General features: G+C 46.5%; 15 protein-coding genes. All 15 read right to left on the bottom strand.

Annotated elements, in window-relative coordinates; translation table 11 throughout:
- Positions 1-2: 2 nt before the first annotated feature.
- On the bottom strand, positions 3-218 hold the full coding sequence (locus tag AC787_RS01760) for a helix-turn-helix domain-containing protein (protein ID WP_054023222.1): 216 nt from the start codon (positions 216-218) through the stop codon (positions 3-5).
- 123 nt (positions 219-341) lie between these two features.
- A complete protein-coding gene (locus tag AC787_RS01755; RefSeq protein ID WP_054023221.1) occupies positions 342-1,670 on the bottom strand; it encodes an LLM class flavin-dependent oxidoreductase in 1,329 nt (442 codons plus the stop codon).
- Positions 1,671-2,012: 342 nt separating this feature from the next.
- The gene (locus tag AC787_RS01750) at positions 2,013-2,549 is read right to left on the bottom strand and encodes a GNAT family N-acetyltransferase (RefSeq protein WP_054023220.1); all 537 of its coding nucleotides are present in this window, start codon (positions 2,547-2,549) and stop codon (positions 2,013-2,015) included.
- Between the two features lie 46 nt (positions 2,550-2,595).
- Positions 2,596-3,090, bottom strand: coding sequence for a DinB family protein (locus tag AC787_RS01745; protein WP_054023219.1), 495 nt, complete (start codon positions 3,088-3,090; stop codon positions 2,596-2,598).
- Between the two features lie 37 nt (positions 3,091-3,127).
- Positions 3,128-4,264, bottom strand: coding sequence for an N-methyl-L-tryptophan oxidase (solA, locus tag AC787_RS01740; RefSeq protein ID WP_152970561.1), 1,137 nt, complete (start codon positions 4,262-4,264; stop codon positions 3,128-3,130).
- On the bottom strand, positions 4,248-5,438 hold the full coding sequence (locus tag AC787_RS01735; protein WP_054023218.1) for an amidohydrolase: 1,191 nt from the start codon (positions 5,436-5,438) through the stop codon (positions 4,248-4,250). Before AC787_RS01735 ends, solA begins: the two co-directional genes overlap by 17 nt.
- A complete protein-coding gene (locus AC787_RS01730; RefSeq protein ID WP_054023217.1) occupies positions 5,435-6,445 on the bottom strand; it encodes an LLM class flavin-dependent oxidoreductase in 1,011 nt (336 codons plus the stop codon). Before AC787_RS01730 ends, AC787_RS01735 begins: the two co-directional genes overlap by 4 nt.
- Before the next feature lie 21 nt (positions 6,446-6,466).
- On the bottom strand, positions 6,467-7,219 hold the full coding sequence (locus AC787_RS01725) for an amino acid ABC transporter ATP-binding protein (protein WP_054023216.1): 753 nt from the start codon (positions 7,217-7,219) through the stop codon (positions 6,467-6,469).
- Positions 7,216-7,926, bottom strand: a complete 711-nt coding sequence (locus AC787_RS01720; protein WP_054023215.1) for an amino acid ABC transporter permease — start codon at positions 7,924-7,926, stop codon at positions 7,216-7,218. The genes AC787_RS01725 and AC787_RS01720 overlap by 4 nt, the downstream gene beginning before the upstream one ends.
- Positions 7,916-8,704, bottom strand: a complete 789-nt coding sequence (locus AC787_RS01715) for an amino acid ABC transporter permease (RefSeq protein WP_054023214.1) — start codon at positions 8,702-8,704, stop codon at positions 7,916-7,918. Before AC787_RS01715 ends, AC787_RS01720 begins: the two co-directional genes overlap by 11 nt.
- A gap of 27 nt (positions 8,705-8,731) precedes the next feature.
- The gene (locus tag AC787_RS01710) at positions 8,732-9,562 is read right to left on the bottom strand and encodes a transporter substrate-binding domain-containing protein (RefSeq protein WP_054023213.1); all 831 of its coding nucleotides are present in this window, start codon (positions 9,560-9,562) and stop codon (positions 8,732-8,734) included.
- A 293-nt stretch (positions 9,563-9,855) separates the two neighbouring features.
- Positions 9,856-10,767, bottom strand: a complete 912-nt coding sequence (locus AC787_RS01705) for a LysR family transcriptional regulator (protein WP_054026838.1) — start codon at positions 10,765-10,767, stop codon at positions 9,856-9,858.
- Positions 10,768-10,984: 217 nt separating this feature from the next.
- Entirely contained in the window at positions 10,985-11,518 is a 534-nt protein-coding gene (locus tag AC787_RS01700; protein ID WP_054023212.1) for a DoxX family protein, read from the bottom strand.
- Between the two features lie 25 nt (positions 11,519-11,543).
- Positions 11,544-12,458: an L-lactate dehydrogenase gene (locus AC787_RS01695; RefSeq protein WP_054023211.1), complete on the bottom strand. Its 915-nt coding sequence runs from the start codon at positions 12,456-12,458 to the stop codon at positions 11,544-11,546.
- Positions 12,459-12,460: 2 nt separating this feature from the next.
- Entirely contained in the window at positions 12,461-13,243 is a 783-nt protein-coding gene (locus AC787_RS01690) for a formate/nitrite transporter family protein (protein ID WP_054023210.1), read from the bottom strand.
- Positions 13,244-13,262 lie beyond the last annotated feature (19 nt).

Below are 13,262 nucleotides of genomic sequence, written 5' to 3'. Positions count from 1 at the left end.
TCTTAAATGGATGTCCGCAACTCATAGAGGTCGGGTACATCACATTTAATAGTAGCAGCTATCGATATCGCTACCTTAAGCGGCATTATTCGTTTGTTGTCGATATAATCGCCGATCCTCTCAGGCCTGACCAACAATGCGTCTGCAAGCTGCGTCCTCGATAACCCGCGCTCGCTTAATCGCTGCTCAAGCAGGCATGAGCCMAGCTCAAATTTCATCGTATTGGACCCTCCATTTAGCGTAAACGAACAATACTAGTTTAACCAAGCTGCCATCTCTCAAAACTCGTCATACATCGTTCTTTACTTTAAATGTAGAGAGATACTTCGTTTTAAAATTAATTAGCTATTCACTTTCACTTTCGTATAACGATTAGTTGGAATCGGCAAGCCTAGATTGCCGCGTAGAGTATCCGATTCATAATCGGTACGATAAATACCTCGCTCTTGCAGAATTGGAACAACCAGCTCCACAAAATCATTCAAGCCGCTTGGAATCGAAGTGTGAATAATGAATCCATCCGCTGCACCTTCTTCATGCCACTCCCCAATAAGATCAGCAATCTTCTCAGGAGTACCAATGAACTGACTGCGCGGAGTCGCAGATTGAAGGGCAACCTGGCGAAGAGTAAGGTTTTTCTCTTTTGCTATTTTTTTAATTTTGTCCGTGCCGCTGCGGAAGCTATTTTGTCCGAGGTCACCTAGCTCTGGGAACTGCTCATCCAGCGGATATTGAGAGAAGTCATGATGCTCGAAAAAACGTCCTAAATAGTTTAAGGCATTCTCGATCGTCACTAACTCCGCCAGCTCTTGATACTTGCGCTCAGCTTCCTCTTCCGTGCGTCCAATAATGGGCCCAATACCGGGAAGAATAACGATATCGTCCACCGAACGGCCTTCAGCAACCGTACGATCCTTCACATCTTTGTAGAATGCCTTTGCATCTTCGATATTTTCATGGCCCGTGAACACTGCATCTGCTGCTTTGCCAGCCAGCTTCTTGCCGCTCTCGGACGAGCCCGCTTGAAAAATAACCGGATGTCCTTGCTTCGAGCGAGCGATATTAAGTGGACCTTGCACAGAGAAATAATCGCCTTTGTGATCCAGACGGTGCAGCTTAGACGGATCGAAGAACACACCTGACTCTTTGTCTCTGACGAAGGCATCGTCCTCCCAAGAATCCCACAATCCGCGTGTCACTTCCAAATACTCCTCAGCAATTTTGTAGCGCTCATCATGCGTAGGATGATCCGTTTTGCTGAAATTGCTAGCCGAGCCCTCAAGCGGAGACGTGACCACGTTCCAGCCTGCACGCCCGCCGCTAATATGATCTAGCGAACCAAATTGCCTCGCAACCGTAAACGGCTCACTGTAAGAGCTTGATAACGTTCCAACCAAGCCAATTTTAGAGGTAACAGCTGCCAGTGCGGACAATATCGTAATCGGCTCAAAACGATTTAAGAAATGAGGAATTGATTTTTCGTTTATATATAAACCGTCTGCGATAAATACAAGATCGAACTTACCCGCTTCAGCTGTCTGTGCCTGCTCCGTATAAAATTTAAAGTTCACGCTTGCATCAGCCGGCACTTCCGGATGCCGCCATGCCGACACATTGCCTCCCACACCATGAATCAATGCGCCAAACTTAATTTGCTTGCGATTTGCCATAATAAACAGCCTCCTAATTAACGATGAATGATAGACATTTTAATGGTTCTAACAACAGAGCCGCGGGATCAAATGAAAAGGTTCATTCGGATCCTACATTGCACTTTGTGCAGTAGAATCAACTCACAATCGCTCGCTGAGACCCTACACTGCACTTTGTGCAGCAGAACTCCTCACCGGCTCAAAATTTGGAGCAATACGCTGCTATTCTATTGCAAAAGTGCAGCGTAGCCATCCCATCCGTCCACCATGTAAGGTATCTATTGCAAAAAGTGCAGTAGTCACTGATGCTCTAAGCGGCAACAGTATGGATAATATCCAAGCAGAAGAAACATCTCTCCACTAAGTTACCTGTAATAAAGCCGCTTCCTTCAATTCGAGCCGGTAGCTCTTGACAAGCGTCTCCCCGTTCATCAGATCCTTATCGAAAGCGCGCTCGAAGCCGAGGCGCTCGTACAGTCTTACAGCAGAATCCATCATGTCTGATGTATGAAGATGCAGCGTTTCCGCTCCCCATTCCCGTGCAAGCTTGGCGCTGGCACGTATAAGCTCCGTCGCTACTCCGAAGCCGCGAGCTGTCCTCGATACGGCGAGCAGGCGAATAATCGGCGAATGAATTAGAAGCTCCGGCCGTCCATAGGCGGCTTCCGAGGAATCAAACAAGAACACACTTCCAACGATCTTCCCGCCAAGCACCGCGACTAAACGAGCCTTCGTTGCTGCACCTTCAACGGATGCCAGTATGCTTTCTTTATATTGATTCCATGACTCTTCCGGAAGCTCTTGTGCATATTGTCCATAAGCATCAATGAGTACTTCCCTTGTAGCCCCTAGATCCTCAAGCTCAGCATTACGAATGATTACTGCAGTATCGGACATGCTTCTTCACCTGCTCTCCCTTTATATGATAAAAAAGCGATATCGTTTAAACCGCGCTAATCGAGTTGCGAGAGTCTTGCTCCCCCTGCTTGATCCGACTAATTTGAGCTAAATGACCTTGTACGTGTTTCACAAATGCCGGGACGATAACGGCTATCGATACGGGCTCTCCTTTAAAGTTAATGCCCGTCTTACTCCATTCTTCTTCGGTCAGACGGTTAAACAAGAGGCTGTTATATTGAACGAGTGAGCGAGCCGCAAGCAAAATATCTTTGGCATCACCTTCATTTGCCCTTTGCCCAGACACCCAAGCATCCTGATTAAAAACAGGCAGCCTTACCTCGGAGCCAGACAATATTTCACGAATGCGAAAGGATACGATGATGCTGTGATCAACGAGATGAGCGAGAACCTCAGTCACACTCCATGACTCAGGTGCAGCCTTCCATTTCAGCTGATTATCCGAAAGTCCTTCCAATTCTTGCTCAATTTGATCATATACCTGCAAATATGCTTGAATATCGACAACGGGTTGGCTCATTTAAAATCCTCCTCATGAATAGCAAAAGTAATGATCTTTATACTTTCCTAAAACGGTCAAGCTCGAATAATTGAAGATCGTAACCCGTATTCTTTTTTTGTATTTTGTCAGCCAAAATCTCGCCAACCACGCTCGCGAATTTAAAGCCATGACCAGAAAAACCGCCGGCAAGGAGCACATTGTCGTGCTCCGGATGAGCATCAATGATGAAATCCTCATCTGGTGTAAACTCATATTTGCATACAGCGCCCCTCAGAAGCTTACCGGCTGCACCCGGAACAAATGCATGAAGTGCACGGCGAAGATCCTCTTCATCTTCTGGATAAGCGCCAAATGGAGCAATCGGCTCACCTGGCTTCCACTCCACGCCTGTATCATGTCTGCCAATCTTAATCCCCGCGCCTCCGATACTCGGAAACCCATAGTAACCGCCCGCCGCCCCGCCCCAAGTGAAACCGGGGAATACGCCTGCATCAAAAGCAGGTGAGCTCGTTTCAAACCAACCTACCACCTTGCGAACAGCCCGAATCGGGAGCTTAACATGATTCGAGAGCATGCTAAACCATGCACCTACGGTAATGATGATTTGCGGAGCCGTAAAAGCAGCCTCCTTCGTATAAACGGTGACACTTGAGGCATTGGCCTGAATATCAGTAACGAAGCTGTTTACTAGAAGCTCCGCTCCGGCTTCGACAGCCTGATGCTTGTAAGCTGCTACACATTTTTCGCTATATAAGTAACCTGCGTTCGGCTCATACATACCTTGGAACGAATCTGCCAATTGGACGCCCGGAAAACGCCGGTTAATTTCTTCCGCACGCAGCAATTCCACTTGTACACCATTCGCAACAGCATCGCCTAATCTGCCTTCATAATTGTAGAAGCTCGATTCTGCCATATTGAGTACGCCCGATCGCTCCAGCAGCTTTTGCCCGGTTGCTTTCTCGAGTGTCAGCCACCTCTCATCAGCTCGAAGCGCCATCTTCACATAAGTATCTCCGCCATGATAAGCATGCCGGATTAAACGCGGCTCGCCGTGATGGCTTCCCATGTTATGCGGCGGATCAAAAGCATCAATGAGCAGTGTCCTTGCCCCGCGAGCTGCGAGCTCATAACCTGCGCTCATGCCCATTGAGCCTGCACCAACGACGATCACATCATATGATTTTGGAATGTTGTCGTCCTCCCGGCACGCTCTCTGCTGCCAGCTTGCTCAGAGCATCCGCAGCTAGAGAAGCAAAAAACGAGGCTGCAATCGGCAAAGCCTTTTCGTCCAAATCGAAGGCTGGATGATGCCATTCCTGTGAACCGGCTGTGCCAAAAAATACGAACAGCCCTTCCGTTTCCTTCAAATAGAAGGCAAAATCCTCGCCTGCTGGAGAAGGAGTCGGCTTCACCACCGTAAGACCAAGAGCCTCAGCCGTTAATGAGGCTTGATCTGCCCATTTCTGATCATTTATAACTGCCGGCGGTCCTTCAAGCCACTTTACTTTCGCACTCGTTGCAAACGCCGAAGCTACACCATTCACAACCTGATCGAAGCGCTCGCGCACTCTCGTGCGGACATGCTCTTCAAACGTGCGCAGCGTTCCGTCAAATATCGCTTTGTCAGAAATAATATTCCAAGCGGTCCCTGCATGAAGCCTCGTCACACTAACGACCGCACTATCCAGCGCGCTTACGTTGCGGCTTACGATCGATTGCAGCGCCGTAATCATATGCGCCGCAGTTACGATCGGATCAAGACCTGCCTCAGGTACTGCTGCATGGCTGCCGCGTCCTTCCACCTCAACGACAAAACCATCAGCTGCCGCCATGATCGGCCCGCCCGTGATCCCAATCGTTCCAACCGGAAGATCCGGCTTATTATGCATGCCGAACACTGCATTCACGCCTTCCAGCGCTCCGCTTGCAATAAGCTTCTGAGCACCCTTTGCTTTTTCTTCCGCAGGCTGGAACAGGAAACGCACCGTTCCTTGCAGCTCCTGCTCCCGTTCCTTGAGCAAAAGAGCTGTCCCTACGATCGAGGCCGTATGGAAATCATGGCCGCAGGCATGCATTTTTCCCGGAATCTTTGAAGCAAACGGAAGTCCCGTCTCCTCCTGTATAGGCAGCGCATCTATATCAGCGCGAACCGCCACAATTGGACCGCCATACAAACCCCCAACCTCTGCAATTACCCCAGTTTGGAGTCCATAGTCGACGATTCGAATGCCCGCTTCTGTTAACCAGTCACTTATCGCAGCCGTCGTCTCGAATTCCTCATGAGAAAGCTCGGGATGCTGATGCAGCTGCCTTCGAATGGCTATTAACGTTTCCTCAATCGATCCAGTTGAGAATCTACTCATACCAATTCCCCTTCAAAGGCTTCCTTAAGAAGCTCAAAGGATCGAACACGCTTGGCGAAATCAGGAATAATCGTCGTGAAAATAAATTCATCCACACCATACTGCTCCCCAATTTCAAGCAATCGTTTGCGAACCGTCTCCTTGGTGCCTCTAGTTATATCCGCATCTCTTTCCTCAGCCGTGTAGTCCTCGCCTGCTTGCCTAGCAAACTCCTTCGCCTGCTCTAGCGATCCCACGTTGATTGTCTTTCCGCTTGCTAGCGTAACTCTCACATTTTTAAAATGACCCGCCAACTCATTCGCTTCTTCTTCCGAATCGGATGCGATAACGGATAATGCCAGTATTGCCTTCGGCTCGCCGCCAAGCGAACGATTAAAGTTATTTCGGTACGTATCAAGCGCCTCTCGAGCCGTATCTGGATCATTATTAATGAATAACGCAAAAGCATACGGATAACCCTTCTCCGCAGCAAGCTCCGCGCTCGATAGGCTTGTGCCGAGCAAATAAATGTCAGCAGGCTGCTTCGGCAGCGGACTTGCAACAAGTCCTGCTAGCGGATGCTCTTCACCAGCCTTGTCATGGAGCAGCTGCTCCAGCTCTGTAAGCTTCTCTGCCAAAGTAGCGGCTTCCGCTATGCCCTTCTGCAAAGCTTTCGTAGAACGCGGCAATCCGCCCGGTGCTCGCCCGATGCCAAGTTCAACCCTGCCTGGCGCTAATGATGCAAGCACATTAAAATTTTCTGCTACTTTATAGGGGCTATAATGCTGAAGCATTACACCGCCTGAACCAATGCGAATCGATTTTGTTTGAGCCAGCAAATAAGCAATAAGCACCTCTGGCGAGGACCCCGCCATCCCTGGGGAATCATGATGCTCGGATACCCAGAAGCGCTCGAAACCGAGCGTTTCTGCCAATTGCGCCAGCTTGACGGTATTCGCTAATGCTTCAGCAGCAGTTTGACCGGGGAAAATAATACTTTGATCCAGAATGCCAATTTTGAGTGACATATTGATTCGCTCCTCTATGTGTTAGATGGAATAGACACCCTCAGGTGTGATCCGTTTCAGAAATTGTTTGGTTCTTTCTTCTTTTGGATTCGTAAAAATATCATTAGGCCTGCCCTCTTCGACGATAACGCCGCCATCCATAAAAACGACATGGCTCGCAACATCCTGTGCAAAGCTCATTTCATGCGTCACGATTATCATCGTGATACCTTCCTTTGCAATTTTGCGAATGACGCTAAGCACCTCGCCAACAAGCTCTGGATCAAGCGCCGAGGTCGGCTCATCGAACAAAATAACTTCTGGATTGAGCGCTAGCGCACGAGCGATGCCTACGCGCTGTTGCTGTCCACCGGACAGCTCGCTCGGATAGGCATTCAGCTTATTGCCGAGCCCTACCTTCTCAAGCAGCTCTTCGCTTTTTTGGCGCGCCTCATCCTTCGGAAGCTTCTTAACGATTACGAGACCTTCCATCACATTTTCAATCGCTGTCTTATGCTTAAATAAATTATATTGTTGGAAAACCATTGCGCTTTTCTGCCTAAGTGTATGAATCCCTTTCTTATCCGGATGCTTGCAATTAACGGTAAAATCATCAATGGAGATGTGGCCGTCGCTTGGCTTCTCCAAATAATTTATGCAGCGCAGCAGCGTCGTTTTACCGGAACCGCTTGGCCCGAGTATGGCAACGACCTCGCCCTTTTTAACCGTAAGGTCTATTCCCTTCAGCACTTCATTACGTCCAAAGCTCTTTCTAATTTGCGTCAGCTTAATCATGAAACACCGCCTCTGTTGTAAAGGTTAAAGCGCTTCTCGGCTAAAGCGGTCAGACGCTCGATCAAAAAGGTTAATCCCCAGAAAATGAGGGCTGCTGCGAGGTAAGCCTCAAAAAATTTCCAGTTTGTTGAAGCAACGATTTGCGCTTTAGCGTTAATGTCGACGACGGACACCGTAAAAGCAAGCGTTGATCCGTGCAGCATGCCAATAACCGAGTTCGATAAGTTAGGCAGACTTGCTGCAAAGGCTTGTGGCAAAATAATTCTTCGCATCGCTTGCGCTGTCGTCATTCCAATCGAATAGGCTGCTTCCATTTGCCCGCGGTTAACGGCAAGCAAGCCTGATCTCACAACCTCCGACATATAAGCGCCAGCCGTAATCGAGAAAGATATATAAGCGAATCCAATCATTGGAATAGAGACCGAACGGAACGATAATCCTAACGCTTCAGCTATACCATCAACGATAATCGGCAATCCGAAATAAATAAGCAATAAATGGGTTAACATGGGAGTTCCGCGGATGATAGTTACATAGGAAACGGCGATAGGATAAAGGACTGGAATCTTATACAGTCGGATGACTGCAACAGAAGTCCCAATAAGGAAGCCGCAGAAAACAGAGACAAACGTGATTGCCAAAGCCGTTGGTACTGCGGTTAAGAGCTGAAGAAACGCTGTCCATATGAATGCCAAATCAAGCTTCATTTTCCCTTCCTCCTCTGCCAAAACCTACTCCTGCTGCAAACCGCCTTGATTTCGTTTTTTTCATGAGCGGTTCTTTGTCTTCTACCGTTATGCGGCGCTCATGCTTCAATAACCTGCGTTCAATAAAATGGAATAGCTTCTCAAGTCCAAAGCTCATCACAAAGTAGATAATCGCTAATGAAACGTAGGTTTCAAGGAAATGCCTGGACATAACGGCCAGCGTCTGTGATTTTCCTGTCAATTCCATAATGCCTAATGAAAAGGCTAGCGATGTATCCTTCAAATTAGCGATAACGAGATTAGAAAATACCGGTAATGAAATAGACATTGCTTGAGGAAGTACAATTCGGGTAAAGGCTTGAAAGCCAGTCATTCCTACCGCATAAGCCGCTTCAACCTGTCCACGGTCTACGGCCCCAACAGCCGCCCGAATCATCTCGGCTATATAGGCACCGCTGTGCAGCGCGTAAGTTAGAATGACAAAATATAAAGCTGGTACTTTAGCTACATCCAAATGAAAAATCTTCAATATTTCGGGTAGGCCGTAGTAAAACAAAAAAAGCTGAATGAGTATAGGAGTCCCTCTAAAAAAAGATAAATACACTTGCGAAAAACGTCTTAGAACCGGAATCTTATAAAGCTGGGGAAAGGCGACGATAAATCCGACGCCAACCCCGAGTACGATGGAACTCACCACGATGAGAAGAGTGACTTTCAAGGTAGGCAGCAGCTTTATTAGATACTCGAACACATAGCTGATATCGAATGATTCTCCCACCTTAGCCATCTCACCTTTCAATTGGGTTTATTTTTCTTTGGAAGTGAAGTCATCGCCTAGCCATTCAGAGCTAAGCTTCGCAAGCGTACCATCTGATTTCAGCTCTTTGATTACCTCATCAACAGCATCAGAAAGCTTTTGCTGCTCCGGATCGTCCTTGCGGAACATGAATAAGATGTCTGCTTCACTAAGAGCCGGTCCTACTGCTTTAAGCTCTTTTTTCGGATCAACTAGCGATAATGTAAAGTCAGCAGCGAGGAAAGCATCCACTCGACCAGAGGTTACTTGCGTTACATTATCGTTTGCACCGCCATTCTGATACACGAGTTCAAGGGCATTTCCGTTTTCCTTATTGTAATTTTCAAGTATGGTTGCTGCTGCGCTTGTTGCCGTTGTTAACACTTTTTTACCTTTTAGATCAGCCAGCGTTTGAACAGATTCATTGTCCTTGTCTACTATAATTTTGTTTCTCCAGTGTGCATAAGGCTCTTTATTAAACAAATACTTTTGCACGCGTTCCGGATTCTGCTCCATTTCGTGTGCAATCATGTCAATTTTTTTAGTCTCCAAGCTTAACAGCAAGTTCGTAAATTCAAGCGTTTGGATATCAAATTCGTAATCTGCAAGACGTTTATCAATTTCTCTTACAAGCTCTACATCGAAGCCTGTTAGCTTACCATTCTCATCTATAAAGCAAACTTGTGGGAATTGTGTTCCTGTACCAACAACGATTTTGGTTACTGCTTTGGAAGCTTCTCCGCTTCCTGCATCTGTACCGGCGTTGTTTTTATTGCCCCCGCAGCCTGCGAGTGTAAATGCAAGGACTAGTGCAATCGATAAAACGAATCGTTTTTTCATTTTCTTTTTCCCCCAAATCATCGAATGTTTAAATCCTTATAATTCCTACCTGTTAAGTAAGGATTTGCGTTGAATTCACTTTACCATCGGACTGCCAGCTTCGTCAATCCTCTAGCTTATAGAGATCTTCTATAAGAAAATCGAATAATTCAATGATGTTTTTGAGCAATAAAAAAGTCCGCTGCTTCAGAAGAAGCAGCGGACGAATGCGTTTAAACACACTATTCATATCGGCTTAACTGTAATTATAAATGTAGCATATCGACAGCTCTTCGGGTAATAGAGTTTTTCTATTACAGATTCACATTAGCCGATAAACTTAGCTCCGCAGCTGCTAATTGCTTGCCTATTTCCATGATGGCATGGACTAATTCCAGATGCTCTCCATGTTGCGAAATGAGGTTGGTCTGCAAAAAAATACCTTCCGTCTCTGGGACACGTATCGGATAAAGTTTCCCATCCTGTAATTCCTGCTGCGCGCATAAGCCTGGAAGAAACGCGATTCCAGCTTTCTGGATCACTAGCTTTTTGGCCATTTCAGAATTATCCGTCTGGATTTGAATATTAGGCGGCAGCTCTAGGTTCTCGAATATACGATGAATGCGAAGCCAATCCAATGAGCCGCATTCAAAAAATACGAGGGGCTGCTCAGCTATCGCCTCAACCGTCAATTTTTCCATCGTTAAGAACGGGTGCCCATGATATACATGTAACCGAATCGGATCTTCATAAAACTTGGTCGATTGCAAGCTTGGATGATTCACCTTGCGAACAAAGCCGATATCCACTTCCTTGCTTAACACCTTATTCAAAATATCATCCGTGGTACTTGTGACAATTTTATAGTGAGTATTCGGAAATCTCTGCTTCAAGCGAGGCAATAAGTCAGGAATGATATAATTGGAGACAGACACGGTACAGCCAATTCGGAACTCGTTAGGCAGCGACTTCTTCTGATTGATATGCTGCTTGCCCTTCTGATAAATGAGCAGTAGCTGCTGGGCATAAGGGAGAAATCGTTTACCGTCTTCCGTTATTTGAATCTGTTTGCCATTTCGATCAAAAAGCTTGCAGTCGAGCTCCTGCTCAAGTGACTTAATTCTTGCTGTTACAGAAGGCTGAGACAAATACAACGCGTCAGCTGCTTTATTAAAGCTTCCACAATGGATCACATAGACGAATGCTTCTATATTCTCAATGTTGATTTGACACACCTCCACTCCCTAAATACCAACTAAACCAGTATGAATATATATAATTAAGGTATCAAACTAAACAGAACATGTCAATCGAGCATTCGTGTGGAATGCTCAATTGGGTTAAACACCTTGTTATTCGATTAAAATTCGCAAAAAAAAGGTTGTTCCAAAAGTAGATAAACCTACTTGAGGAACAACCTTTATTCATTGTATTCGTTCCGCTCTAGCGAGGGACCGTCTTATTGTCTGTATACCCGCTATCGCCGCTTTTTCCGAATTTCTTAAACAGTTTGCGCAGATAAGGAAGTGCAAAGAAATCAATACCGAATTTACCTGCGTTCGTTCCAGCGACGAATACGATAATTCCGATCAGCAGCATCCAAGGGTTAGTCGATACCGTACCTGCAAACATAAACATGAAGTTCATTAATAGTCCAAAGAATGCTGCAGCTGTCGTAAGTGCGCCAACGATTAGCCCAAGTCCTACCAAACACTCACCAACGGGAATGAGGAAATTAATGATGCCTGCATTCGGGAGAGCCACATGTTCTAGAAATGCAGTGAACGTCGGGTATACTAATTCGTTTGTACCTTTATCAATCACAGGATTATTAATAGCTCCTTTTAAAAATCCGCTGGCATCAAATCCTCCAAGCTTATGCCATCCTGCGCTCAACCATTGCCATCCCAAGTATACGCGCAGCAGAAGCATTAAACCCGCTGCATATTTGTTTTCGCTTAGCCATTTGGTAACCATGACGATCAGCTCCTTTTTGTTTTGTCTAAACCGAGATCGTTTCGATAAGTTCCTTCAGCTTGTTCGCCGAACGGTGCAGCAGCGCTTTTTCTTCCTCTGTAATCGGAATGTCCAGCACCTCTCTTACCCCATGGCGATCAACAACACACGGAACACCCATGTATACATCCGATATGCCGTGGTAGTTATCTACTAACGTGGATACATTGAGTACAGCCGACTCATTGGACAGTATTGCAGTTACAATGCGATCTAGTGCTAACGCAATGGCGTAATAGGTTGCACCTTTCGCTTCTATGATTTCGTAGGCTGCGTCTCTCGTATGCGTAAATATGTCTGACTTTTCTTCCTCGCTAAGCGAGATGGAAGAACCGGCTACGTTTGCTAGACTCCATAATGGAAGCTCGGAATCACCATGCTCCCCAATGATATGGGCATGTACGCTGCGCGGGTCAAGCTGCAATCGCTCACCGATAAGGTAGCGGAACCTTGCACTGTCGAGCAATGTGCCTGAACCGATGACACGGTTGGTTGGCCAGCCCGACTTTTTCTGGCAGAAGTAACTCATAATATCTACCGGATTCGTCGCAATTAACAAAATACCGTCATCATTGTATTTTAATACTTCCGAAACGATACTCTCATAGATTGCAATGTTGCGCTTTAATAGATTCAGCCTTGGCTCGCCAGGCTTCTGCGCCGCTCCCGCTGTAATGATGACGATATCCGCATCCTTGCAGTCCTCGTAGGTGCCTGCCCATACTTTAGTCTGTCCGAGGAATGGCATCCCGTGATTCATATCGAGCGCATCCCCTACTGCTTTTCCTGCATTCGCATCTATTAGCACAAGCTCATCCATTCGGCTGCGAAGCAGCAGTGTATAGGCTGTTGTAGATCCTACTGCTCCTACACCAATAACGACAACTTTAGATTTTTTCATTGTTATTCCACCTCTTCAAATGGTTTATTTACGAAATAATACATAACGCCCATAAGGACGGAGCCACCAATTAAATTACCGAGCGTCACCGGCACCAGATTATGAATCATGCCCTCGAGTGAAATCGTTCCTGGATGATTCAGAACAAGCGCGATGGCGAAGGTACAAAGATTGGCGATGCTGTGTTCGTAGCCGGATATAAAGAAACAAAATACGAACAGCATCATAGCGAACAACTTTGGTCCATCTCCGCGCAGTGACATCGGAACAAAAAATGCTAAGCAAACGAGCCAGTTACATAACACACCTCGGAAAAATAATTCCCATACCGGAGCGTGAAGCTTCTTCTCTACCACACTGAGCAAGAAACCATTAACCGAAGCATCGTTGAACAATCCGGTTGCCCATATCAGCAGTGCGAAGGCGACTGCTCCTAGAAAGTTGCCTGCGTAACTCGCACACCATAGCTTCACTACATTAAGCCATCGCATTTTGCCCCTAAGAGCTGCGAAGGTGAAGTAAAAGGTGTTTCCGGTAAAAAGATCTCCTCCGCCATATGCGATTAGAATGATGGCTGCCCCAAACGTAATCGCCGCCATTGGATAGGTTAGCGGACTATGTGTCTCGTAGAAAAAACTGCCAGTCTTAAAAGCTACGATTACGCCAAACCCGATAAACATACTGGCTAACATGGCTCGCAATATATACCTCAACTTACTTGTCTGAAACACCTTTTGCTTCTTCAAAGCAAGCTGCTCAACCCTTCTCAAAGGAGCATGCTCCATCTGGTAATCCTCCTGAAAT

The sequence above is a fragment of the Bacillus sp. FJAT-28004 genome (assembly GCF_001280845.1).
GTDB lineage: Bacteria > Bacillota > Bacilli > Paenibacillales > Paenibacillaceae > Pristimantibacillus.
This window is presented reverse-complemented; position numbering and strand designations above follow the sequence as displayed.